At 60.7% G+C, this 22,113-nt stretch carries 23 protein-coding genes and 1 pseudogene (1 of these 24 running past the window's edge); 14 read left to right on the top strand and 10 right to left on the bottom strand.

The genetic code is table 11. The annotated features are described in order from the left end of the window. The 3 genes from hrpB to CUJ84_RS22595 all read left to right on the top strand — a co-directional run. A protein-coding gene (gene hrpB, locus CUJ84_RS22605) for an ATP-dependent helicase HrpB (RefSeq protein ID WP_105007806.1) crosses the window boundary here: on the top strand, positions 1-1,927 show its 3' portion. The gene continues 539 nt to the left of window position 1, outside the view; 1,927 of the gene's 2,466 nt are visible here — the last part of the coding sequence; the start codon falls outside the window, past its left edge; it ends in the stop codon at positions 1,925-1,927. 21 nt (positions 1,928-1,948) lie between these two features. Continuing rightward, the gene (locus tag CUJ84_RS22600; RefSeq protein ID WP_432444880.1) at positions 1,949-3,277 is read left to right on the top strand and encodes an ActS/PrrB/RegB family redox-sensitive histidine kinase; all 1,329 of its coding nucleotides are present in this window, start codon (positions 1,949-1,951) and stop codon (positions 3,275-3,277) included. 67 nt (positions 3,278-3,344) lie between these two features. Then, positions 3,345-3,923, top strand: coding sequence for an ActR/PrrA/RegA family redox response regulator transcription factor (locus CUJ84_RS22595; protein ID WP_105008281.1), 579 nt, complete (start codon positions 3,345-3,347; stop codon positions 3,921-3,923). A 23-nt stretch (positions 3,924-3,946) separates the two neighbouring features. On the opposite strand, the gene CUJ84_RS22590 is transcribed toward CUJ84_RS22595, so the two are convergent. Continuing rightward, entirely contained in the window at positions 3,947-4,441 is a 495-nt protein-coding gene (locus CUJ84_RS22590; protein WP_027682292.1) for an MmcB family DNA repair protein, read from the bottom strand. Positions 4,442-4,620: 179 nt separating this feature from the next. On the opposite strand from CUJ84_RS22590, the gene CUJ84_RS22585 reads away from it, so the two are divergent. Next, a complete protein-coding gene (locus tag CUJ84_RS22585; RefSeq protein WP_012759588.1) occupies positions 4,621-5,304 on the top strand; it encodes a L,D-transpeptidase in 684 nt (227 codons plus the stop codon). Between the two features lie 77 nt (positions 5,305-5,381). Here the strand turns inward: CUJ84_RS22585 and CUJ84_RS22580 are convergent, their stop codons facing one another. From CUJ84_RS22580 to hslV, 6 genes and pseudogenes are all read right to left on the bottom strand, one after another. Continuing rightward, positions 5,382-7,553: a malate synthase G gene (locus tag CUJ84_RS22580; protein WP_105007805.1), complete on the bottom strand. Its 2,172-nt coding sequence runs from the start codon at positions 7,551-7,553 to the stop codon at positions 5,382-5,384. A gap of 85 nt (positions 7,554-7,638) precedes the next feature. Continuing rightward, complete coding sequence (locus CUJ84_RS22575; RefSeq protein ID WP_105007804.1) at positions 7,639-9,051, bottom strand: cytochrome P450; 1,413 nt, start codon at positions 9,049-9,051, stop codon at positions 7,639-7,641. Positions 9,052-9,098: 47 nt separating this feature from the next. Next, the gene (locus CUJ84_RS22570; protein ID WP_027682295.1) at positions 9,099-10,046 is read right to left on the bottom strand and encodes a DUF1402 family protein; all 948 of its coding nucleotides are present in this window, start codon (positions 10,044-10,046) and stop codon (positions 9,099-9,101) included. 189 nt (positions 10,047-10,235) lie between these two features. After that, the gene (hslU, locus tag CUJ84_RS22565; protein ID WP_105007803.1) at positions 10,236-11,543 is read right to left on the bottom strand and encodes an ATP-dependent protease ATPase subunit HslU; all 1,308 of its coding nucleotides are present in this window, start codon (positions 11,541-11,543) and stop codon (positions 10,236-10,238) included. Continuing rightward, positions 11,540-11,626 (bottom strand): annotated as a pseudogene (locus CUJ84_RS39390) (GNAT family N-acetyltransferase); the annotation flags it as partial. The gene hslU and the pseudogene CUJ84_RS39390, both read right to left, overlap by 4 nt. A 37-nt stretch (positions 11,627-11,663) precedes the next feature. Continuing rightward, on the bottom strand, positions 11,664-12,191 hold the full coding sequence (gene hslV, locus CUJ84_RS22555; RefSeq protein WP_018244195.1) for an ATP-dependent protease subunit HslV: 528 nt from the start codon (positions 12,189-12,191) through the stop codon (positions 11,664-11,666). Between the two features lie 290 nt (positions 12,192-12,481). Between hslV and hisB the strand changes: the two genes are divergently transcribed. The 9 genes from hisB (at position 12,482) to coaA (ending at position 17,983) form a co-directional block, all read left to right on the top strand. Further along, on the top strand, positions 12,482-13,090 hold the full coding sequence (gene hisB / locus CUJ84_RS22550; RefSeq protein WP_105007802.1) for an imidazoleglycerol-phosphate dehydratase HisB: 609 nt from the start codon (positions 12,482-12,484) through the stop codon (positions 13,088-13,090). A 22-nt stretch (positions 13,091-13,112) separates the two neighbouring features. Further along, positions 13,113-13,598 (top strand): DUF2628 domain-containing protein, encoded by a 486-nt coding sequence (locus CUJ84_RS22545; RefSeq protein ID WP_105007801.1) that lies wholly within the window; start codon positions 13,113-13,115, stop codon positions 13,596-13,598. A gap of 2 nt (positions 13,599-13,600) precedes the next feature. Beyond that, entirely contained in the window at positions 13,601-14,251 is a 651-nt protein-coding gene (gene hisH / locus CUJ84_RS22540) for an imidazole glycerol phosphate synthase subunit HisH (protein WP_105007800.1), read from the top strand. Between the two features lie 120 nt (positions 14,252-14,371). Continuing rightward, positions 14,372-14,554: a hypothetical protein gene (locus CUJ84_RS22535; RefSeq protein ID WP_018244192.1), complete on the top strand. Its 183-nt coding sequence runs from the start codon at positions 14,372-14,374 to the stop codon at positions 14,552-14,554. Further along, complete coding sequence (locus CUJ84_RS22530) at positions 14,551-15,108, top strand: hypothetical protein (RefSeq protein WP_105007799.1); 558 nt, start codon at positions 14,551-14,553, stop codon at positions 15,106-15,108. The genes CUJ84_RS22535 and CUJ84_RS22530 overlap by 4 nt, the downstream gene beginning before the upstream one ends. A 6-nt stretch (positions 15,109-15,114) precedes the next feature. Continuing rightward, complete coding sequence (hisA, locus tag CUJ84_RS22525; RefSeq protein ID WP_105007798.1) at positions 15,115-15,861, top strand: 1-(5-phosphoribosyl)-5-[(5-phosphoribosylamino)methylideneamino]imidazole-4-carboxamide isomerase; 747 nt, start codon at positions 15,115-15,117, stop codon at positions 15,859-15,861. Then, positions 15,862-16,650 carry an imidazole glycerol phosphate synthase subunit HisF gene (hisF, locus tag CUJ84_RS22520; RefSeq protein ID WP_105007797.1) on the top strand — a complete coding sequence of 263 codons (789 nt, stop codon included), beginning with the start codon at positions 15,862-15,864 and terminating at the stop codon, positions 16,648-16,650. It abuts the gene before it with no gap. Positions 16,651-16,667: 17 nt separating this feature from the next. Continuing rightward, a complete protein-coding gene (locus CUJ84_RS22515) occupies positions 16,668-16,991 on the top strand; it encodes a phosphoribosyl-ATP diphosphatase (RefSeq protein WP_017995608.1) in 324 nt (107 codons plus the stop codon). Next, a complete protein-coding gene (coaA, locus tag CUJ84_RS22510) occupies positions 16,988-17,983 on the top strand; it encodes a type I pantothenate kinase (RefSeq protein WP_027682303.1) in 996 nt (331 codons plus the stop codon). The genes CUJ84_RS22515 and coaA overlap by 4 nt, the downstream gene beginning before the upstream one ends. A 13-nt stretch (positions 17,984-17,996) precedes the next feature. Here the strand turns inward: coaA and CUJ84_RS22505 are convergent, their stop codons facing one another. The 3 genes from CUJ84_RS22505 to CUJ84_RS22495 form a co-directional block, all read right to left on the bottom strand. Next, entirely contained in the window at positions 17,997-18,608 is a 612-nt protein-coding gene (locus CUJ84_RS22505) for an alpha-ketoglutarate-dependent dioxygenase AlkB (protein ID WP_105007796.1), read from the bottom strand. Position 18,609: 1 nt separating this feature from the next. Further along, positions 18,610-19,053, bottom strand: coding sequence for an alternative ribosome rescue aminoacyl-tRNA hydrolase ArfB (gene arfB, locus CUJ84_RS22500; RefSeq protein WP_105007795.1), 444 nt, complete (start codon positions 19,051-19,053; stop codon positions 18,610-18,612). A 206-nt stretch (positions 19,054-19,259) separates the two neighbouring features. After that, on the bottom strand, positions 19,260-20,870 hold the full coding sequence (locus CUJ84_RS22495; protein ID WP_105007794.1) for a phosphoenolpyruvate carboxykinase: 1,611 nt from the start codon (positions 20,868-20,870) through the stop codon (positions 19,260-19,262). A 338-nt stretch (positions 20,871-21,208) separates the two neighbouring features. Between CUJ84_RS22495 and CUJ84_RS22490 the strand changes: the two genes are divergently transcribed. Next, the gene (locus CUJ84_RS22490) at positions 21,209-21,943 is read left to right on the top strand and encodes a response regulator transcription factor (RefSeq protein WP_196237551.1); all 735 of its coding nucleotides are present in this window, start codon (positions 21,209-21,211) and stop codon (positions 21,941-21,943) included. The last annotated feature ends 170 nt before the right edge of the window (positions 21,944-22,113 follow it).

Here is a 22,113-nt window from a genome sequence, read left to right as displayed (position 1 = left end):
GATCGAAAGCCTCGGGCGCAGCTTTCCGATCGATATCCGTTACCAGGATCGGCCCGGCGGCGAGCGCATCGAGGATGCGGTCACGCGGGCGATATTCGATGCTCATGCCAATGAAGCCGGCTCGATCCTCGCCTTCCTGCCCGGCCAGGCGGAAATCACGCGGACCGTAGAACGCCTGCAGGGACGATTCGGAGCCGAGACGCTGATTGCGCCGCTCTACGGCAATCTCAGCCAGAAGGAGCAGGATGCGGCGATCCGGCCGGCATCCAAAGGGACACGCAAGATCGTGCTTGCGACATCGATCGCCGAAACATCGATCACCATCGACGGCGTCAGGATCGTGATCGACAGCGGGCTGCAGCGTCTGCCGGTGTTCGAGGCCTCGACCGGAATCACGCGGCTGGAGACGGTGCGCGTGTCGCGGGCTTCCGCCGATCAGCGGGCGGGGCGCGCCGGACGAACGGAGCCGGGCATCGCCATCAGGCTGTGGCACCAAGGACAGACGGCGGCATTGCCGGCCTTCACACCGCCGCAGATCCATTCCAGCGATCTCTCGGGGCTGGTGCTCGACCTCGCGCACTGGGGCGTTCAAGACCCGGCATCGCTTGCCTTCGTCGATCAGCCGCCGGAAACGACGCTGAGGGAGGCGCGGGTTCTGCTTGGCCAGCTCGGAGCGCTCGACAAGGACGGAGCGCTGACAGCGCGGGGTAAGGTCATGCGCGATCTCGCTTTGCCGCCGCGGCTTGCCGCCATGGTCGTCTCCGCCGGAGAAGCGGGACACGCACGGGATGCGGCGATGATCGCCGTGCTTCTCACCGAACAGGGGCTCGGCGGAACGAGTATCGATATCGAGGAGCGGCTGCGACGCTTCAAGGCCGAGCGGGGCGAGAGAGCGGAGGCTTCAAGGCGGCTGGCAGGACGGCTGGCAAGCGGCCTCGACACCATTGCCGCAACGGCGCCGGCGCTTGCAGGCCAGCTGCTGCTGCATGCGTTCCCAGATCGAATCGCACTTCAGCGCGGCGGGCGCGGCCGATTCGTGATGGCGAACGGGCGTGGAGCGGAGCTACCGGAAACCGAGAGGCTGGCCGGCAGCCAGATGCTGGTGATTGCCGACCTGACCGGACGGGCAGCCCAAGCGCGGGTTCTGGCGGCAGCCGAGGTGACACGCGGCGACATCGAGGCCGAGTTGCCCGGCGAGATCAAAACCGGGGACCAGATATTCTTCGACCGGCAGAGCCGGCAAGTCAGGGCGCGGCGGGCAACCCGGCTCGGCGCCATCGTCTTCGAAGAGACGCCGTTGCCGCGACCTTCCGGGCCAGCGGTCACCCAGGCGCTGGTGGAGGGTGTGTGCGAGCTGGGGCTCGATCAGCTTGCCTTCTCGAAGGAGGCCGTGCAGCTTCGCGAGCGGATCGGATTCCTTCACCGGACGATCGGCGAACCTTGGCCTGATGTCAGCGACGGCGCCCTGCTGTCCCGGCTGGACAAGTGGTTCGCACCCTTTCAGACCGAGGCCCGCGGCCTTTCCGAGATTTCCGCAGCCGGGCTTTCGAACGGGCTGATGTCTTTAGTGCCGCACGACTTGCAGCGCGACCTTAGCCGGCTTGCGCCGACCCATTTCGAAGCGCCGACCGGCCAAAGGCATCCGATCCAGTATGAGGGTGAGGAGCCGGTGCTGACGATCCGCGTACAGGAGCTGTTTGGACTGAGGCAGCATCCGGCCATTGCCGGTGGCCGCCTGCCGCTGCTGCTCGAGCTCACCTCGCCGGCGCACCGGCCGATCCAGACGACACGCGACCTGCCGGGCTTCTGGGCTGGCTCGTGGAGGGATGTACGTGCTGATATGCGCGGGCGCTATCCCCGGCATCCCTGGCCGGAGCGGCCGGAGGACGCGTTGCCGACGACACGGGCAAAACCGCGTGGTACATGACGGCCATTCAAGGAGCCCGGGATGATCGACAAGCCTAGCATGATCGACAACACGGAAGGCTATACGCTGGAGGACCGGCACAACAGCCGCAGGCTGCGCCTGCAGACATTGGTGCGGCTGCGCTGGCTTGCCGTCGGCGGACAGGCGCTGACGGTTTTCATCGTTGCATTCTGGCTGAAGTTTTCCCTGCCGCTGATTGCCAGCTCTTCGCTGATCGCCGCCCTTGCCTGGGTGAATTTCTACCTGACGATCCGCTATCCGCCGACGCATCGACTGGAACCGCCAGCCGCCTTTGTCCTGCTCGGCTTCGACCTCTTGCAGCTCTGCGCGCTGCTCTTCATCACCGGCGGCCTTGCCAATCCTTTCGCGGCACTCGTCTGCGTGCCCGTCATCATCTCCTTTGCCTCGCAGCCGATCCGCTACAGCACCGCGCTGATCGGCTTTGCGATGGTCTGCATCACGGTGCTTGCCTTTTCGCCCTTTCCGCTGCCCTGGTTCGACGGGGTCGAGATCAATGTGCACAACGTCATGCAGTTCGGTGTCTGGTGCTCGATCGCCTCGACAATGGCATTTGCCGCCTTCTATGCCTATCGGGTCTCGATGGAAGCGAGCCAGCTTGCCGATGCGCTGGCTGCGACCGAATTGGTGCTGCAGCGGGAAAAGCATCTGTCGCAACTCGACGGGCTGGCGGCTGCGGCCGCCCATGAGCTCGGAACGCCGCTTGCGACGATCAGCGTCGTCGCCAAGGAAATGGAGCGCGAACTCAAGAACGACGATCGTTTCCGCGAGGACGTGATGCTGCTGCGCAGCCAGAGCGAACGCTGCCGTGACATCCTGCGGCGGCTGACGACGCTTTCCTCCGAAGGCGAGGCGCATATGCGCCGCCTGCCGCTTTCGTCGATGATCGAGGAGATCGTCGCCCCGCACCGGGAATTCGGTATCGCTCTCGAGCTCATTGAAAAGAGCCCGCGCAAGGGTGAGCCGGTCACCGATCGCAATGCCGGCATCATGTACGGGCTCGGCAACCTGATCGAAAACGCCGTCGATTATGCGCGGGAGAAAGTGATCGTCACTGTCGAGCACGATCACGACAAAGTGCTGATCGTTATCGAGGACGATGGCAACGGTTATGCGCCCGACATTCTGACGCGGATCGGCGAACCCTATGTGACCAAGCGGCAGAAGGAGGATACGGCTGGCGGCCTCGGGCTTGGACTTTTCATCGCCAAGACGTTGCTGGAGCGCTCCGGCGCATCGCTGGTTTTCGAGAATCGCGATCCGGAAAGTGCGGGCGCGCGTATCCGAATCGAATGGCCGCGCATGCTGATCGACGCAAATTCGACAAAATGACTTTGTCGGCATAAACAGGATATAGCGGTTGACGCAGATCGGGCGCTCAACCGCCGGAACCGAGACAATGACAGAACAGAATCATGACAATTTCGCCTCGTCGGACGAGGATCATATCGGTCCCGACGCCAGCCTGCTGATCGTCGACGACGACGGGCCGTTCCTGCGCCGCCTGGCACGGGCGATGGAGACGCGCGGCTTCCAGGTGGAGACGGCCGAATCAGTGGCGGAGGGCGTTGCGAAATCGAAAGGCAGGCCGCCGAAATATGCGGTGGTCGACCTTCGGCTCGGCGACGGCAATGGGCTCGACGTCATCGAGGCGATCCGCCAGCGTCGCGACGATACGCGAATCATCGTACTGACCGGCTACGGCAATATCGCAACGGCGGTGACGGCCGTGAAGCTCGGTGCTGTCGATTATCTGGCAAAGCCTGCGGATGCCGACGACGTGTTTTCGGCGCTGACACAGCGGCCGGGTGAAAAGGCTGAGCTTCCCGAAAATCCGATGTCGGCCGACCGCGTGCGCTGGGAACACATCCAGCGGGTCTATGAAATGTGCGAGCGCAATGTTTCCGAAACGGCGCGCCGGCTCAACATGCACCGGCGGACGCTGCAGCGTATCCTTGCCAAACGCGCGCCGAAATAGACCTGCGCATCGCGCGCTTATAATTAGACGTCGTCCACGGTGAACGGTTTTCCGCTCGCCCATTCGGCCATCATCAGCCTTTGTGCGGCAGCACGCGAGAAGTTGAGCGTGACGGATTTGCGCGTGGCCGGTGCCATTCGGTGTTCCGGCGCCTCGCGAATCATATGGGCGCCATAACCATCCGACAGGAACAGTCCGCATTCCTCGGGAAAGATCTCCAGCGGCACATCCTTGTGAGTCGCAAAGAATAGACGGTCGCAATGCAGCCTATATTCCGGCCATTTCCGATCCACCCTGAAATCCTCGATCGACGTCTTGATTTCGATGATCCAGACCTCGCCCTTTTCCGAAAGAGTGATCAGATCGGCGCGGCGGCCGCTGGCCAGCGGCAGTTCGGGCAGCACGGCGTGGCGCATTTCATGCAGCAATATCTGCGTTCCGCGCCGTACCATCATGGCCCTGTCCGATTGCCGGCCATCGATTAACGGATTGTTATTGTAAACGCTCAAAATCGTCATGGATAACCATCAGAGGGGCTGGCGTGTTGTTGCAAAAAAACCATGCGCTTCTAATTTGCGCGGCAGACGGATTTGTCGCGCTGCAGTAGCCTTGCAAAGCGCAAGTTAATCGAAAATAAACCATAATCAACGATGGTCGAAAGACCATTCTCCTTGCCCCAAAACTTCAAGAGTCATCCATGCGCATCTGCAATGCATTCCCTGTATTTGGCCTGCTGGCGACGCTCGCTCTGGCCGGTTGCTCTACGACATCAGACAGCGCATCCGTCGACGACAAGGGCGCAGGCCCGACGGTACAGACAGCACAGATCTTCAACGACGCCTACGGCGTGACGAAGGATGCCGGATACTCCCTGCCGGCGATCCCGATCGATAGGGTCAAGCCGCAGTTCCGCCGCCAGGTCGTCAGCTACCAGACCACCGAGCGTCCCGGTACGATCATCGTCAACACGCGCGAACGCTTCCTCTATTACATCCTGGCCAACGGCAAGGCGATGCGCTACGGCATCGGCGTCGGCAAGCAGGGCTTCGCATGGGCCGGCACCGCCTACGTCGCCTGGAAGCAGGAATGGCCAAACTGGCACCCGCCCAAGGAAATGGCCGTCCGCCGGCCTGATCTCGCCAAGTACGTCGAAGACGGCATGGGCCCTGGCCTCACCAATCCGCTCGGCGCGCGCGCCATGTATCTCTTCAACGAGGACGGCAAGGATACGCTCTTCCGCCTGCACGGCACGCCGGAATGGGCCTCGATTGGCACCGCCGCTTCCTCGGGCTGCATTCGCCTGATGAACCAGGATGTCATCGACTTGTACAGCCGCGTCCGTCCCGGCAAGGGCACGTCCAAGGTCGTGGTCATTCAGTAAGCTAATTATCGAATTCGGTATAAAAAAGGCCGCCGGACTGTCGTCCCGGCGGCCTTTTTGCATTCTCCGTCAAGCCGTCACGCGGCCTGTTTCGCCTTGAGTTCGAGGCGGCGGCGGTGAAGCACCGGCTCGGTGTAGCCGTTCGGCTGTTCCCTACCCTTCAATACGAGATCGAGGGCGGCCTGGAAGGCGATCGAATCATCGAAATTGCCGGCCATCGGCTGATAGGCGGGATCCGACGCATTCTGCCGGTCGACGACGGCGGCCATGCGTTTCATCGTCTCGACGATCTGAGCTTCGGTGACGACCTTGTGATAGAGCCAGTTCGCCATATGCTGGGCCGAAATGCGCAGCGTCGCGCGGTCTTCCATCAGGCCGACATTGTTGATGTCGGGCACCTTCGAGCAGCCGACGCCCTGATCAACCCAGCGCACGACGTAGCCGAGGATGCCCTGGGCATTGTTGTCGAGTTCGCGCTGGATTTCCTCCGGCGTCCAGTTCGGTCGCACCGCGACCGGCACGGAGAGAATGTCGGAGAGCTTGGCGCGGGCGCGATCCTTCAGTCCCTGTTGAACTCGGGCGACATTGACCCGGTGATAATGGGTGGCGTGCAGGGTTGCGGCCGTCGGCGACGGCACCCAGGCGGTGTTGGCGCCGGCCTTCGGGTGGGCGATCTTCTGTTCGAGCATCGCCGCCATCAGATCCGGCATCGCCCACATGCCCTTGCCGATCTGGGCGTGGCCGGAAAGGCCGCATTCGAGGCCGATGTCGACGTTCCAGTTCTCGTAAGCGGAAATCCAAGCCGCCTGGCGCATGTCACCCTTGCGAATCATCGGACCGGCCTCCATCGACGTGTGGATCTCGTCGCCAGTCCGATCGAGGAAGCCGGTATTGATGAAGACGACTCGCTCGCGGGCAGAGCGGATGCATTCCTTGAGGTTGACGGTCGTGCGGCGTTCCTCATCCATGATGCCCATCTTGATGGCATTGCGCGGCATGGCGAGCGCATCTTCGACCCGCGAGAAGATTTCGACGGCGAAGGCGACCTCTTCGGGCCCGTGCATCTTCGGCTTGACCACATACATGGAGCCGGTGCGGGAATTCTTCTTCCGGCCGGCCGGGCCAATATCGTAAAGTGCGATCAGGCCGGTGAGCACAGCATCCATGATGCCTTCAGGCACTTCGTTGCCGTCACGGTCAAGGATCGCCGGATTGGTCATGAGGTGGCCGACATTGCGCACCAGCATCAGCGAGCGGCGATGCACCTCGAAGGAGGTGCCGTCCGGACCGGCATATTGCAGATCCGGGTTGAGCTTGCGGACGAAGCTTGTTCCGCCCTTCGCCACCTCTTCCTGCAGGTCGCCCTTCATCAGGCCGAGCCAGTTGCGATAAACGACAACCTTGTCCTCGGCATCGACAGCGGCAATCGAATCCTCGCAGTCCATGATTGTCGTGATTGCCGATTCCAGCCAGACATCGGAAATATCAGCCGGATCGGCTTTTCCGATCGTCGTCGTCGCATCGATGACGATTTCGATGTGAATGCCGTTGTTCTTCAGGAGAATATGCGTGGGAGCGGCGGCGTCACCGCGATAGCCGGCAAAATGTTTGTCGTCCGTCAGCATTGCCAGCTCGCCATCGATCGATTTGACGACCAGCGCTCCATCCTTGACGGCGAAGCTTCCGACGTCCTTCCAGCGGCAGTCCTGCAGCGGCACTGATGTATCGAGGAAATCGCGCACCCAGGCGATGACCTTCTCGCCGCGTTTCGGATTGTAGCCCTTGCCCTTTTCGGCGCCGTCGCTCTCGGGAATCGCGTCCGTGCCGTAGAGCGCATCATACAGCGAACCCCAGCGGGCATTGGCGGCGTTCAGGGCATAGCGGGCATTCATGACCGGAACGACGAGCTGCGGGCCGGCGATCGAGGCGATCTCCGGATCGACATTTTCGGTCGAAACCTGGAAGTCCGATCCCTCAGGCAGAAGATAGCCGATTTCGCGAAGGAAGGACTGGTAGTCGTCCATATCCGCAGGGGCGCCATGCCGGCGATACCAGTCGTCGACCTTTACCTGCAGGTCGTCGCGTTTTGCCAACAGCGCACGATTTTTCGGGGCGAGATCGTGGACGATGGCCGAAAAATCGGCAAAGAACTTGTCCGCATCGACCGCCAGACCCGGCAGCACCTCCTTGACGAGGAAATCATGAAGGACGGTTTCAATGGCAAGACCGTTCTTATCAATGCGGCTCATGCGACATTCTCCCTGGCAACGACTTTGAATGCTGCCACTTTGCCCGGCTTTCATTCACAGTCAATTCTGCAATAATTCGAAAGATTTATGCCTTCATGGAAATTATGCGCGGTGTCACGCGCATCGGCAATCCATTCTGCGGCTGCGTCGTCAGCTTCTGCACCGGCCAGGGATTGGTCTGATCGGTGGAATCGAAGCGATAACGATGCATCAGGACAGCAAGGGCGATCACCGCCTCCTGAAGTGCAAATGTTGCACCGATGCAGACACGCGGACCGGCGCCGAAAGGCAGGAACTGGAAACGGCCGATAGAGCCGCGATTTTCCGGCAGGAAGCGTTCGGGCATATAGGCGCGCGGCCTCTCCCAATAAAGTTCGTGGCGATGCAACGTCCAGGGCATGATCAGCACCGTGACACCGGCCTCGATCTCGACCCGCTCGCCCTTGGGGCTTGTCCAGGAATCATCCGATATGGCGGCGCGATTGATGGATGGCGCCGGCGGATAGAGGCGCAAAGCCTCCTCGAAGGCGGCGCGCGTCTGCGGCATCATATCCAGCCATTCCACTGGTTCGGCTCCAGTGGCGAGCACCGCGTCGATTTCTTCTTCCATCGCTTCGCGGTTATGCGGGCTGTTCGATACGCAATACAGCGTCCAGGCCAATGCCCGGGCTGTGGTCTCATGACCCGCGCCGATGAAGGTCAGAATATTGTCTTCGATCTCCTCCTTCGACAGCCCCTCAGGGCCGGCCTGTTCGAGGAGCAGGGTCAGGAAATCCTCGGGCGCGGTGCTGCGATTCGCCTTCATCTTTGCGAGCCGCATATCCATCGTGTTGCGCACGATGGCGCGGAATTTCTCCAGCACTTTCTGGCCGCCGATGCGTGTCACACGTGGAACCCAGGACGGAGCGCGCATCAGATCCATCGGATCGACGCGGCCCATGCGATGCAGGAGTTCATTGACGTCATCGGCGAAATGGCCGCTCGAGGTGACGATTTCGCCGGAGAACAACGTGTCAGCGAGAATCGCGAAGGTCAGCTCGGTCATGTCGGTGCTGATATCGAAAATTGCGCCTGCCTTGTCTGCGCTCTCATATTTACGGGCATAGTCTTCGGACTGGCGCAGCATCTGCCCGGCGAAGCCTTGGGCATGGCGGGGCGTGAAAACAGGCGCCACCGCCTTGCGCGATCTTTTCCAGACAGCACCTTCGGCGGTCAGGAGGCCGTCGCGGAGGATCGGACGCAGGACGAGCTGGCGCACATCCGACATGCGGTAATTATTGGCATTGTCGACCAGCACATGTTTGATAAGGCCGGGATCGTTGACGATCAGCGTCCTCTGGCCGAAGAAATTGGTACGGATCCAGGGCAGCGTGTAGGACGGCTCGCCCCAGAGTTCGAGCGGATTGCGCAGGATGATGCGAATGATTTCCAGCCGGCTCGGCGGCACGGTACGCGGCAGCGGTGCTGGTGGAACGAACGGGTCCGGACGCATGTCCATCGTAAAAGCCTTTCGGGGAAGATCTAAGCTTCCCGGCAAGCTTGAAGCTAGAGCAGGCCCTTAAGTTCGTCCAGCTTGTCGTTGATCAGCCAGCCGTAATAATTCTCTTCCGGCCAGACGGTCGCACCGGCGCCGCGGTTCTTCGCAGCAAGGGCGGCGGCGCGCTGGCGCGAATTGCCGACATTATAAAGCGTCGCCGTCAGGCCGGGATTGCCCGAGATATCCATGCCGGCGATCTCCTTGTAGTCGTCGATCGACCTGCGGATCGAAGCCGCGACGAAGGCGAGCGAGATATCGGGATCCATGATGGCCTTGTAGACGGCCCCGGCATTCTTCTCGTTCAGCTTCGGATAACCCGACACGCGGGTCACGAGATCGGAGAGCATCAGCGCCGTCAGCGGATTGACCTGACCGAGGCCGAAGGTCTGACCGGCATAGAAGGGCTGGAAGAAGACCGCGCTGAAGCGGTTGTTGGGGAAGCTCGTGCCGCCCACCGTCTTGCCGCGGAAATCGCTTTCCCAGACATCTTCGCGGCAGGACCAGAGCGTGTAGGAATCGCTCTTGCCTTTGCATTCTGAAAATTGCGGCCGCGCCACAAATTCGTCGACGCTTTCGCCGTCATAAGCGAAGCGGAAGCTTTCTCCGGCATAGGAAGCGGCCTTGACATAATAGGCCTGCAGCCGGTCATAGGCGTCGACATTATAGGTGTGTTCGCCGACGATCGCGCCGACGACATGGATGGGATTGATGCCGTAAGCGCTGGAAACCTTGCGGATCTTGCTCATCAGCTCGCGATCGGTCGCCAGAAGCTCATGAACCTTTTCGTATTTCAGATCGAAGCTGCTCTTGGTGCCCTTGGTGCGCCTGATGGAAGCGCCCGGAATATCAGGCTGCTCAGCGTGACGATTGCCTGCCGGCACCGTCTGCATTGCGAAGGCAGGCGCCGAATTCACCAAGGCGACGGCAATCATAAGGCTTGTCAAAAGGCGTCGCACGATCCGTTATCCCGTCCGTTCCATCGTCCTGTTTTCGATGCGGCTGCCTGGACCAGAATCTTGGCCGAATAAAGCCGGAGCAGAAAACAAAACGGGCCTTCACTAGAAAGTAAAAGGCCCGCTGTCGAGAGTCGAGTTCGTCACAATCCGGCATTCATACCGGGAAAGACATGAATAGGTGCGCCGATATCACAGAATGAAGCGCGACAAGTCGGTGTTCTGTGCGAGATCGCCGACATGTTCGCGCACATAGGCGGCATCGATCGTCACGGCCGTCCCGCCCCGATCCGGCGCGTTATAGGAAATATCGTCGAGCACCCGCTCCATGACCGTCTGCAGACGGCGGGCGCCGATGTTTTCGACGGAGGAGTTCAGATGCACGGCGACATCAGCAAGCGCATCGATCGCGTCGTCGGTGAATTCGAGGCTCAGGCTTTCGGTTTCCATCAGCGCGCGGTACTGGCGGATGAGGCTCGCTTCCGTCTCGGTCAGGATCCGACGGAAATCATCCTTGTTCAACGGACGCAATTCGACACGGATCGGCAGGCGGCCCTGCAGTTCCGGCAGAAGATCCGAGGGCTTGGAGACATGGAAGGCGCCGGAGGCGATGAACAGGATATGGTCCGTCTTCACCGGCCCGTATTTGGTCGAAACCGTGGTGCCTTCGACGAGCGGCAAGAGGTCGCGCTGGACGCCTTCGCGCGAAACGCCGGCGCCCATGCCACCGTCGCGGGCGGCGATCTTGTCGATTTCGTCGAGGAAGACGATGCCGTCATTCTCGGTGGAGCGAACGGCTTCGCGCTGGATCACTTCGTTGTCGATCAGCTTGTCGGATTCGTCGCGGATCAGGTCACTATAGGAGGCCTTGACTGTGGTGCGGACCTTCTTGGTGCGGCCGCCCATCGCCTTGCCGAACATTTCCGACAGGTTCAGTACGCCGATATTGGCGCCCGGCATGCCGGGAATTTCGAAGCCTCCCATGCCGGAACCGGCATCGACCACCTCGATATCGATTTCCTTGTCGTCGAGTTCGCCATCCCTCAGCTTCTTGCGGAAGTTTTCGCGGGTGGCCGGCGAAGCGGTGGTGCCGACCAGCGCATCGAGAACACGCTCCTCGGCGCTCACATGCGCCTTGGCCTGCACCTCGGCCCGCTTCTTCTCGCGCACCAGACCAATGCCGACCTCGACCAGATCGCGGATGATCTGCTCGACATCGCGGCCGACATAGCCGACTTCGGTGAACTTGGTGGCTTCCACCTTGATGAAGGGTGCACCGGCGAGTTTTGCCAGGCGGCGCGAGATCTCGGTCTTGCCGACACCGGTCGGGCCGATCATCAGGATGTTCTTCGGCATGACTTCATCGCGCAGGCTCGGGTCGAGCTGCTGGCGGCGCCAGCGGTTGCGCAGCGCAATCGCGACTGCGCGCTTGGCATCATGCTGGCCGATGATGTAGCGATCGAGCTCAGAAACGATCTCGCGGGGGGAAAAAGTCGTCATTGGGTGTTATTCTCCTGGCGGTCCAGGGCCATTAGCAGCGCCCGGCCGTAATTCGTCGTTGTTTCGCCAAGTCCTCGAAGGCCTGTCTCGTCCAGGCCAAGCGGCCAGAAGGCATTGGGTTCAGCCTTCGACATCCAAGGATTCCACCACGATATTGTGGTTCGTGTAGACGCAGATGTCGGCGGCGATATCGAGGGCGCGGCGAGCAATCTCTTCGGCCGATTTGTCAGTATCCATGAGCGCGCGGGCGGCGGCCAAGGCAAAATTGCCGCCGGAACCGATCGCCGTCGTGCCATGCTCAGGCTCCAGGACGTCGCCGTTGCCGGTGATCGCCAGCGTGATCGACTTGTCGGCGACCAGCATCATGGCTTCGAGATTACGCAGGTATTTGTCGGTGCGCCAGTCCTTGGCGAGCTCGACGGCGGCGCGCATCAATTGACCGGGATATTGCTCAAGCTTCTTTTCGAGCCTTTCGAGCAGGGTAAAGGCATCGGCAGTGGCGCCGGCGAAACCGGCGACGACTTCGCCCTTGCCGATACGGCGCACCTTGCGGGCATTGCCCTTCATGACGGTCTGGCCGAGGCTCACCTGGCCGTCGCCCGCCATCACTACCTTGCCGCCTTTTCGAACTGTAATGATTGTTGTCATAAAACACCTGTCCGCCCATGACGCGGGCCGTTACGCCAGAGCATGATGCCGAAAAGTGTGAAGCGGTTTTCGGACGACATCATGCTCCATTTCTTTGATTTAGATCCGGATTCAGATCTTAGGCCGATGGGCCTAAGATCATCCTGATCTAGGCCGCACACCGGCCTTGTTGAGCCCTATGTAAGTGGGCCGAGGCAGATTGCAAATGGGCCGGCTTTTCTCTTGCCCGGCTTCTGGATATTTCCCGATGCGCCTGATAAGGAACGGCCTTATCCCCGATGGAGGGCCATATGGCCGAGACCGCAGCAAGCCGCACGGGCAGCGTTTCCCGCAAGACCAACGAAACCTCGATTTCGGTTTCCGTCAATCTCGACGGCACCGGCAGATCGACGATTTCGACGGGCGTCGGCTTCTTCGACCATATGCTCGACCAGCTTTCGCGACATTCCCTCATCGACATGGAGATCGATGCCAAGGGCGACCTGCATATCGACGACCACCATACGGTCGAAGATACGGGCATCGCCATCGGCCAGGCGATCTCCAAGGCGCTCGGCGACCGGCGCGGCATCACCCGCTACGCGTCGATCGATCTCGCCATGGACGAGACGATGACCAAGGCTGCTGTCGATCTTTCCGGTCGGCCGTTCCTCGTCTGGAATGTCGCCTTCAGCGCGCCGAAGATCGGTACTTTCGACACCGAGCTCGTTCGTGAATTCTTCCATGCGCTCGCCCAGAATGCCGGCATCACCTTGCATATTCTCAACCATTATGGTGCCAACAACCACCATATTGCCGAGACATGCTTCAAGGCCGTTGCCCGCGCATTGCGCACGGCGACAAAGATCGATCCGAGACAGGCGGGCCGTGTTCCCTCGACCAAGGGCACGCTCGTCTGAGCCCTTCGAGGGAGCGGCGACAATGACATCCAGCTATATCTTCCTGACACCGCCCGGCAGCACGAGCGCCACGGCCGACGAGACGCGAACCATCCGCGACGGCTTCACGCTGCTCGGCTTCCTGTTTCCATGGGTTTGGCTGCTGGCACATCGGCTTTGGCTGCATGCCGCCGCCGCCTTTCTGCTGCAAGGGATTGGTGGTGCGCTGATGGACGAACCGGGCCTCGGGCCGGCGGGAGCGGCAATCCTGCTGGGCGTGAATATGCTGGTCGGTCTCGAGGGCCAGAATTTCCGTATCCGCAAGCTTGCCGCCAAGGGCTGGAACGAAGACGCACTCATTGCAGCCGATACGATCGGCATTGCTGAGCAGATCTATTTCTCGGATAAGGCTGTCATCGCGGACAGCGACGCCGCCGCGGCACCGGACTGGCAGAACAGGGCCCGTCCGAACAGCCCGCACGGCCATGGCACATCGCTTGGTCTCTTTGGTTTTGATGGAGGACGCTGACGATGCGCGTCGCGATTATCGACTATGGCTCCGGTAACCTGCGCTCGGCGACCAAGGCTTTCGAGCGTGCCGCCCGCGAAGCGGGCGTGGATGCCCATATCGATCTCACCGACAGAGCGGAGGATGTTGCCGCGGCCGATCGTATCGTGCTTCCCGGTGTCGGCGCCTATGCCGATTGCCGGCGTGGCCTCGATGCCGTGCCGGGGATGGCCGAGGTGCTGATCGAGGCTGTCGAGAAGAAGGCGCGGCCGTTCCTCGGCATTTGCGTCGGCATGCAGCTCATGTCCTCGCGCGGCCTTGAGAAAACCGTGACGCACGGCTTTAACTGGATTCCCGGTGACGTCGTCGAGATGACGCCGGATGATCCCACGCTCAAGATCCCGCAGATCGGCTGGAACACGCTCGACCTGAAGCGCGACCATCCACTCTTCGAGGGAATTCCGACAGGGTCGCAGGGGCTACATGCTTATTTCGTGCATTCCTACCATCTTGCCGCCGAAAACGCCGAGGATGTCATTGCGACGGCCGACTACGGCGGTTCGATGACCGCTTTCGTCGGGCGCGACAACATGGTCGGCGCACAGTTTCACCCGGAAAAGAGCCAGAGGCTCGGCCTGGCCTTGATCGGCAATTTCCTGCGCTGGAACCCATAGTTCACGCAATTCCGGACGCAAAACCGCTGCGCAGTTTTGCTGGAATTGTTCCAAGGGCTGGCTTTTAATACAGCCGCCTTATTTCCTCTGTATGGAAACGGCGGAACAGGAGTGCGCTCGATGCCGGCTTCACGGAAATCAGGCAAGGTGTTCTACACGTTGCGGCCCTCCAGGGAAGGCTTGCCTGCCTTTTCTGATATCAAGCTTCCCGGCGGCACGATCATCCGCCGTGTTGACGAAGCCATCCACCGACAAGCGCTTTCCAATGCAGCCAAGGCGCTGAAAGAAAGGCTGGACCGATGATCCATGAATCGTTCCCCGCAAACGACAGTTCGAGCCGGCGGCCGAATGGGGTCAGCGCCAGCGATATCGCCGAAGCCGTGCTGGAATTCTATATCGAAGGTGAGGACGATCTGATCGGCCTGCTCGCCTACGCACTCTACGAGCGGCAAAAGCGCGATTTCGTTCTCAGCCATCGCAAGCGAAACGCCGGCCGTTCGCCCGATGAGGCCGAACTTGCCGCCGTCAACAGCAACTATCTCTCGACCGACTTGCGCAATACGCTGCGCGACCGCGCCTCGCAGATCCTTTCGAGTTATGCCGAAACCTATGTCGAGGCGATGGAGCCGCAGATCCGGCTGACCGCCGTCAACAACGATGCGCTGCGCCAGGTGCGAAACATCGAGAAATCGATGAAGAGGCGTCTGGGTTTCTGGCGTCAGGTCCGGGCCGGTTTTGTCGTCACCCTGCTGCTTCTTCTGCTTTTCGGCGCGGCTACCATTGCCGCTGTCTTTTTCCGCTCGGATATCGTAGATGCGTGGAATGCGCTGATGGTACCGACCACTCTACGGACGTAAGACGACATGATCCTTTTTCCCGCGATCGACCTGAAAGGCGGCCAATGCGTCCGCCTGAAGCTCGGCGACATGCAGCAGGCGACGGTCTACAACACCGATCCGGCCGCCCAGGCGAAATCCTTCGAAGACCAGGGTTTCGAATGGCTGCATGTGGTCGATCTCGACGGCGCCTTCGCGGGACATTCGGCCAATGGCGATGCCGTCGAAGCGATCCTCAAGGCAACTGACAATCCAGTGCAGCTCGGCGGTGGCATTCGCACGCTCGATCATATCGAGGCCTGGCTGTCGCGCGGGCTGCGGCGCGTCATTCTCGGCACCGTGGCGGTCAGAAATCCAGCGCTGGTCATCGAGGCCTGCCGGAAATTTCCTGGTCATGTCGCCGTTGGCATCGATGCCAAGGGCGGCAAGGTGGCCGTCGAGGGTTGGGCGGAGGCCTCCGAACTCGGTATCATCGAGCTCGCCAGAAAATTCGAGGGCGCCGGCGTCGCCGCGATCATCTACACCGATATCGACCGTGACGGCATCCTTGCCGGCATCAACTGGACCTCGACGCTGGAACTTGCCGACGCCGTTTCCATTCCCGTGATCGCCTCGGGCGGCCTTGCCTCTCTTGACGATGTCAGGCGCATGCTGGAGCCCGATGCGCGAAAACTGGAAGGGGCGATTTCAGGCCGTGCGCTTTATGACGGCCGTATCGATCCTAAGGAAGCGCTGGCGCTGATCAAGGCGACCCGGGCCAAGGAGACCGCGTAAATGACCCTCAAGGCCCGAGTCATCCCCTGCCTCGACGTCAAGGACGGCCGCGTCGTCAAGGGTGTCAATTTCCTCAATCTCGTCGATGCCGGCGATCCCGTCGAAGCCGCGAAGGCCTATGATGCGGCCGGCGCCGACGAACTCTGCTTCCTCGACATCACCGCTTCCTCGGACAATCGCGAGACGATCTTCGATGTCGTGTCGCGCACGGCCGACCAATGCTTCATGCCGCTGACGGTCGGCGGCGGGGTGCGTACCATCGCCGATATCCGCAAGCTGCTGCTGTGCGGTGCCGACAAGGTCTCGATCAATTCGGCGGCCGTCAGCAATCCCGACTTTGTCACTGAGGCGGCCGACAAGTTCGGCGACCAGTGCATCGTCGTCTCGATCGACGCCAAGCGCCGGCGCACCCAGGCGGTCGGCGGCGACAATCTCAGCGCCTGGGAAATCTATACCCATGGCGGGCGCAACGCGACCGGCATCGATGCCGTCGAATTCGCCCAGAAAATGGTGGCGCGCGGCGCCGGCGAGCTGCTGGTCACCTCGATGGACCGCGACGGCACCAAGGTCGGCTACGATCTGGAACTGACGCGGGCGATTGCCGATGCGGTGCGTGTGCCTGTCATCGCTTCCGGCGGCGTCGGCGATCTCGACGATCTCGTCGCCGGGATCAAGGAGGGCCATGCCAATGCGGTGCTTGCCGCGTCGATCTTCCACTTCGGCACCTATTCCGTCGGCGAGGCGAAGCACTATATGTCGAAGTGCGGCATCGACATGCGTCTCGACTGAACCTTGAAAGCGGACCTATGAGCGGATTTTCCCTTTCCGATCTCGAGAGCATCGTCGAAGAGCGATCGAAAGCCTCGCCGGAGCAATCCTGGACAGCCAAACTCGTGGCCGCCGGCCAGCCGAAAGCGGCAAAGAAGCTCGGCGAAGAAGCGATCGAAGCCGTAATGGCGGCGGTGACGGGCGACCGCGACAATCTGACCTATGAGGCTGCCGATGTGCTCTATCACCTATTGGTCGTATTGAAGATTGCTGAAATACCGTTAGAGAATGTCATGGCCGAGCTCGAGCGCAGAACCGCGCAGTCCGGCCTCAAGGAAAAGGCCAGCCGGCAGAGTTCATGAGTATCGCGACTGAGATTATCGGGGTGCCGGAAACGTTGGATCATTTCCAGTCGGAATCCTATTCGCCCTACCACTTCTTCTCTTCCGAACAATGGGCGAAATTCCGCGCCGACACGCCGTTGACGCTGACCAGCGACGAGGTCAAACGGCTGCGTTCGATGGGCGATCCGATCGATCTCGACGAGGTCCGGCGCATCTATCTGTCGCTGTCGCGGCTGCTGTCAGCGCATGTCGAATCCTCGCAGATGCTGTTCGAACAGCGCAACCGCTTCCTTAGCCTGTCCGATGTGACGAAGACGCCCTTCGTCATCGGCATCGCCGGCTCGGTCGCTGTGGGAAAATCGACCACCGCCCGCATCCTCAAGGAGCTCCTGGGGCGCTGGCCTTCCAGTCCGAAGGTCGATCTCGTCACCACCGACGGCTTCCTTCATCCGAACGCCGTGTTGCAGCGGGAAAAGCTGATGCAGCGCAAGGGCTTTCCGGAAAGCTACGACACGGCTTCGATCCTGCGTTTCCTCTCGGCCATCAAGGCCGGTCAGCCGGATGTGAAGGCGCCCAGCTATTCGCACCTCGTCTACGACGTGCTGCCGGACGAATACAAGATCGTCGACCGACCCGATATCCTGATCTTCGAAGGCATCAACGTGCTGCAGTCGCGCGACCTGCCTGCCGGCGGCAGGATCGTGCCGATGGTCTCCGACTTCTTCGACTTCTCGATCTATATCGATGCCGCGGAAGACGAGATCCACAACTGGTATGTCACGCGCTTCATGCGGCTGCGCGAGACCGCCTTCCGCGATCCGAATTCCTATTTCCATCGCTATGCGTCGATCAGCGACGCTGAAGCGCTCGAAATCGCCGAAGATCTTTGGGCAAACATCAACCTGAAGAACTTGCGCCAGAACATTCTGCCGACGCGTCCGCGCGCCGATCTCATCCTGAAAAAGGGCAAGGATCACCTGATCGAACAAGTCGCGCTGCGAAAACTATAGCGGCGTCTATATTTTAGGGATTGACGCGGCGCAGCGTCAGATTGATGCGGCCGCCATTCTTCAGCAGCGTCGAAGTCGCCGGATGGATGCGGTCGACGCCGTGGAAACACAGCCTCCCCTCGCCGCCCAACACCACCAGATCACCGCTTGAAAGCTTGAAAGATAGCGTACGATCGTTGCGGCTGAGGCCACCGACACGAAAGAGGCAGCTGTTGCCGAGCGAGATCGAGACGACCGGGGCCTTGAGATCCTGTTCGTCCTTGTCCTGATGCAGGCCCATGCGGGCTTCGTCGGAGTAGAAATTGACGAGGCAGGCTTCAGGCGACTTATCGTAACCCGAAACGTCGTTCCAGATATCGAGCAATTGCTGCGGCATATCAGGCCAGGGCCTGCCGGTTGCCGGGTGCGTCGGCTGGTAGCGATAGCCGCGCTGTTTGTCCGTCACCCAGCCGAGCGGCCCGCAATTGGTCATTCGCACCGACATCGGCTTACCGGTGCCGGGCATGACGGGTACATAAAGCGGCGCTTCGGCGACGATGGTGCGAATCAGCTCGACCAATGCCTCTTGACGCGTGCGGTCGAGATAGCCGGCGAGATGGCGGATGCCGTTCAAGAGCGCGGCCATGTCATTCACTACCGCCGCCGCCGGGGCGGCCGCGCATTTTCTTGACTTCCGAGCGGCCGGATTTTTCCTTCAGGCGGCGTTCGATTGAACCTTTGGTCGGCTTGGTCTTCTTGCGCGGCGGCGGTGGCGGCTTGGCGGCCTCCAGGATCAGTTCCTTCAACCGGTCGCGCGCATCCTCGCGGTTGCGGTCCTGGCTGCGAAAGCGGCTCGCCTCGATCATCAGCACGCCGTCCTTTGACAAACGCCGGCCGGCGAGCTTGATCGCATTGGTTTTGACACGATCATTCAGGGACGGCGAATTCGGGATGTTGAAGAACAGCTGGACGGCGGTCGAGACCTTGTTGACATTCTGACCGCCAGGGCCGCCCGCCAGAACGAACTGTTCCGTCAGCTCCCATCCCGCGATGGTGATCCTGTCATCGATATAGAGCGCGTCGCTGGCCATGCGGCGTTCTATCTCACATCAACGGCGAATTGAAAATATCGGCAATGATCAAGAAAAACCCGGCAATCCTGCGATGCCGGGTTTCACGTGAGTCAGAGACTGGAGCATCCGTTCTTCTTGGAAGTAGAGAATGCTCCAACTTTTTGTTTTCACGCAATTCCGGACGCAAAACCGCTGCGCACTTTTGCTGGAATTGCTTGTTCGCCTTATTCGGCAGCGACCTTCACGCCGGGCGCGGCATCGCGGACGCCGCCGTCGACATGATTTTCGAACTTGGCGAAGTTCGCGATGAACATCGAGACCAGTTTTTCGGCCTGCGCGTCATAGGCTGCCTTATCGGCCCAGGTTGAGCGCGGATCGAGAATGCTGCTGTCGACGCCATCGACGGAGACCGGCACGGCGAAGCCGAAGTTCGTGTCGGCACGGAATTCGGCCTGTCCAAGTTCGCCGGTCAAGGCGGCAGCGAGAAGTGCGCGCGTCGCCTTGATCGGCATACGCTTGCCGGTGCCGTAGGCGCCGCCGGTCCAGCCGGTATTGACAAGCCAGCATTGGACGCCATGACGGCCGATCAGCTCCTTGAGCAGATTGCCATATTCGGCCGGATGCCGCGGCATGAAGGGGGCGCCGAAGCAGGTGGAGAAGGTCGCCTCCGGTTCGACGACACCCTTTTCCGTGCCGGCCACCTTGGCGGTGTAGCCGGAGAGGAAGTGATACATCGCCTGGTCAGGCGTCAATCGCGCGATTGGCGGCATGACGCCAAAGGCATCGGCGGTCAGCATGATAATCGTCTTCGGATGCCCGGCGCGGCCCGTTTCCGAAGCGTTCGGGATGAAGTCCATCGGATAGGCGCAACGGGTGTTTTCGGTCAGCGACCCGTCGTTGAAATCCGGCTCACGGCTTTCGTTCAGCACGACGTTTTCCAGCACGGTGCCGAAGCGCTGCGTCGTCGCATAGATTTCCGGCTCGGCTTCGGCCGAGAGGCGGATGGTCTTGGCATAGCAGCCGCCTTCGAAGTTGAAGATGCCGTTCTCGCTCCAGCCGTGTTCGTCATCGCCGATCAGCGTCCGTGCCGGATCGGCCGAAAGCGTCGTCTTGCCCGTGCCGGAAAGGCCGAAGAAAACCGCCGCGTCACCATCCGGGCCGACATTGGCCGAGCAGTGCATCGGCATCACGCCCTTGGCCGGCAGCAGGTAGTTAAGCACGGTGAAGACCGATTTCTTCATTTCACCGGCATAAGAGGTGCCGCCGATGAGAACGAGACCGTTGGTGAGATCGCAGGCGATCACCGTTTCCGAACGGCAGCCGTGGCGGGCCGGATCGGCCTTGAAGCTCGGCAGATCGATGATCGTCAGCTTCGGGACGAAGCTGGACAGCGCTGCGGAGTCAGGGCGGATCAGCAGATTGCGGATGAACAGCGAATGCCAGGCGAACTCGGTCACGACGCGGGTCGGCAGGGCATGACCTTCCTCGGCGCCACCGACGAGATCCTGGACGAAAAGCTCCCTGCCCGCGGCATGCGCCAGCATATCGTCGCGCAACAAGGCGAAATGTTCCGGCGAGATCGGCTTGTTGTTGTCCCACCAGATTTCGCCATCGGTATTGATGTCGCGAACGACGAACTTGTCGCGCGGCGAACGGCCCGTGTGCTGGCCGGTGATAGCCCGCAGCGCGCCCTGAGCGGTCAGTTCGGCTTCGCCCCGGCGGATCGCTTCTTCATAGAGCGCGGCGGCGGAAAAATTGTAGCGAACGCGGGCTGCGCCGCCCAATCCCACCGTTGCCAGCTCTATTGCCGGGTTATGAACTCCGAACATTTCCATGGCTAGTTCCCTTCGCTCAGGCTCGTTACCGTTAAAACTGAGTGCGAAAATACGGGCAGAAATTTTAAAACACAAGATGACAAACTAGAGAAAATGTAGTGATATCAAACATTTAATCGATTTAAATTTATCTCCCTAATTTTAAATCGTTTGAAAAGACTGCGTTTAACTATTTTGATGCGCTACCTGAGATTGCTTGCGAATTTTACAACAATCTTCTCCCTTTATCTTTGCCACAATTTGTTCCACCTTTATCCTCCATAAGCGCATCCGGTCATTGAGACCGCCTGGGGAGAGCAAATCCGGGAGATTGCGCACTGATGACGGAGACCAACACCATGCCGACAATCGCGCTCGTTGATGACGACCGCAACATCCTCACCTCGGTGTCGATCGCGCTGGAGGCCGAAGGATACAAGGTCGAGACTTATACGGACGGTGCCTCGGCGCTCGACGGCCTTCTGGCACGACCGCCGCAGCTTGCGATCTTCGACATCAAGATGCCACGCATGGATGGCATGGAACTGCTGCGCCGCCTGCGGCAGAAGTCGGATATTCCCGTCATCTTCCTCACCTCCAAGGACGAGGAGATCGACGAGCTCTTCGGCCTGAAGATGGGCGCCGACGATTTCATCACCAAGCCTTTTTCGCAGCGTTTGCTGGTGGAGCGCGTGCGCGCCGTCCTGCGCCGCGCGTCAAGCCGTGAAGCCGCCGCCGCCGGTACCAGCCCCACCGGCGCACCGAAGAACGGCGCGGTGCAGCAGGCCCGTTCGCTGGAGCGCGGGCAGCTGGTCATGGACCAGGAACGCCACACCTGTACCTGGAAGGGTGAGGCCGTGACGCTGACGGTGACCGAGTTCCTGATCCTGCATTCGCTGGCGCAACGCCCCGGCGTCGTCAAGAGCCGCGACGCGCTGATGGACGCGGCCTATGACGAGCAAGTCTATGTCGACGACCGAACCATCGACAGCCACATCAAGCGGCTGCGCAAGAAATTCAAGATGGTCGACAACGACTTTGATATGATTGAAACACTCTACGGAGTGGGATACCGCTTCCGCGAAGCAGCTTGAGCCCCGAGCGGCGCAGCGCTACTGCATAATTCCTTAAATCGGAATCCGATTTAAGGATTAAATTATGCAGCAGTCAAAATGTTACAGCGTCCTTTGCGCGTCTGAAAAGATGCGCGGCGCTGTAGGAAATGTTAAGGGCTGTGGGCCGGTTCATCCGGCCCCGCCCTTCG

Source organism: Rhizobium leguminosarum, assembly GCF_002953715.1.
Classification (GTDB): Bacteria; Pseudomonadota; Alphaproteobacteria; order Rhizobiales; family Rhizobiaceae; genus Rhizobium; species Rhizobium leguminosarum_V.
This window is presented reverse-complemented; position numbering and strand designations above follow the sequence as displayed.

What these genes read in the sequence shown, in the direction of transcription:
- CUJ84_RS22595 (WP_105008281.1), top strand. Translation starts at nt 3,345, where the DNA reads ATGACAGAACAGAATCATGACAATTTCGCCTCGTCGGACGAGGATCAT.
- hisB (WP_105007802.1), top strand. Translation starts at nt 12,482, where the DNA reads ATGGCCGAGACCGCAGCAAGCCGCACGGGCAGCGTTTCCCGCAAGACC.
- hisH (WP_105007800.1), top strand. Translation starts at nt 13,601, where the DNA reads ATGCGCGTCGCGATTATCGACTATGGCTCCGGTAACCTGCGCTCGGCG.
- CUJ84_RS22600 (WP_432444880.1), top strand. Translation starts at nt 1,949, where the DNA reads ATGATCGACAAGCCTAGCATGATCGACAACACGGAAGGCTATACGCTG.
- hisA (WP_105007798.1), top strand. Translation starts at nt 15,115, where the DNA reads ATGATCCTTTTTCCCGCGATCGACCTGAAAGGCGGCCAATGCGTCCGC.
- CUJ84_RS22545 (WP_105007801.1), top strand. Translation starts at nt 13,113, where the DNA reads ATGACATCCAGCTATATCTTCCTGACACCGCCCGGCAGCACGAGCGCC.
- CUJ84_RS22585 (WP_012759588.1), top strand. Translation starts at nt 4,621, where the DNA reads ATGCGCATCTGCAATGCATTCCCTGTATTTGGCCTGCTGGCGACGCTC.
- CUJ84_RS22580 (WP_105007805.1), bottom strand. Translation starts at nt 7,553, where the DNA reads ATGAGCCGCATTGATAAGAACGGTCTTGCCATTGAAACCGTCCTTCAT.
- hisF (WP_105007797.1), top strand. Translation starts at nt 15,862, where the DNA reads ATGACCCTCAAGGCCCGAGTCATCCCCTGCCTCGACGTCAAGGACGGC.
- hslV (WP_018244195.1), bottom strand. Translation starts at nt 12,191, where the DNA reads ATGACAACAATCATTACAGTTCGAAAAGGCGGCAAGGTAGTGATGGCG.
- CUJ84_RS22505 (WP_105007796.1), bottom strand. Translation starts at nt 18,608, where the DNA reads ATGGCCGCGCTCTTGAACGGCATCCGCCATCTCGCCGGCTATCTCGAC.
- CUJ84_RS22575 (WP_105007804.1), bottom strand. Translation starts at nt 9,051, where the DNA reads ATGGACATGCGTCCGGACCCGTTCGTTCCACCAGCACCGCTGCCGCGT.
- coaA (WP_027682303.1), top strand. Translation starts at nt 16,988, where the DNA reads ATGAGTATCGCGACTGAGATTATCGGGGTGCCGGAAACGTTGGATCAT.
- CUJ84_RS22590 (WP_027682292.1), bottom strand. Translation starts at nt 4,441, where the DNA reads ATGACGATTTTGAGCGTTTACAATAACAATCCGTTAATCGATGGCCGG.
- hslU (WP_105007803.1), bottom strand. Translation starts at nt 11,543, where the DNA reads ATGACGACTTTTTCCCCCCGCGAGATCGTTTCTGAGCTCGATCGCTAC.
- CUJ84_RS22515 (WP_017995608.1), top strand. Translation starts at nt 16,668, where the DNA reads ATGAGCGGATTTTCCCTTTCCGATCTCGAGAGCATCGTCGAAGAGCGA.
- CUJ84_RS22535 (WP_018244192.1), top strand. Translation starts at nt 14,372, where the DNA reads ATGCCGGCTTCACGGAAATCAGGCAAGGTGTTCTACACGTTGCGGCCC.
- arfB (WP_105007795.1), bottom strand. Translation starts at nt 19,053, where the DNA reads ATGGCCAGCGACGCGCTCTATATCGATGACAGGATCACCATCGCGGGA.
- CUJ84_RS22495 (WP_105007794.1), bottom strand. Translation starts at nt 20,870, where the DNA reads ATGGAAATGTTCGGAGTTCATAACCCGGCAATAGAGCTGGCAACGGTG.
- CUJ84_RS22530 (WP_105007799.1), top strand. Translation starts at nt 14,551, where the DNA reads ATGATCCATGAATCGTTCCCCGCAAACGACAGTTCGAGCCGGCGGCCG.
- CUJ84_RS22490 (WP_196237551.1), top strand. Translation starts at nt 21,209, where the DNA reads ATGCCGACAATCGCGCTCGTTGATGACGACCGCAACATCCTCACCTCG.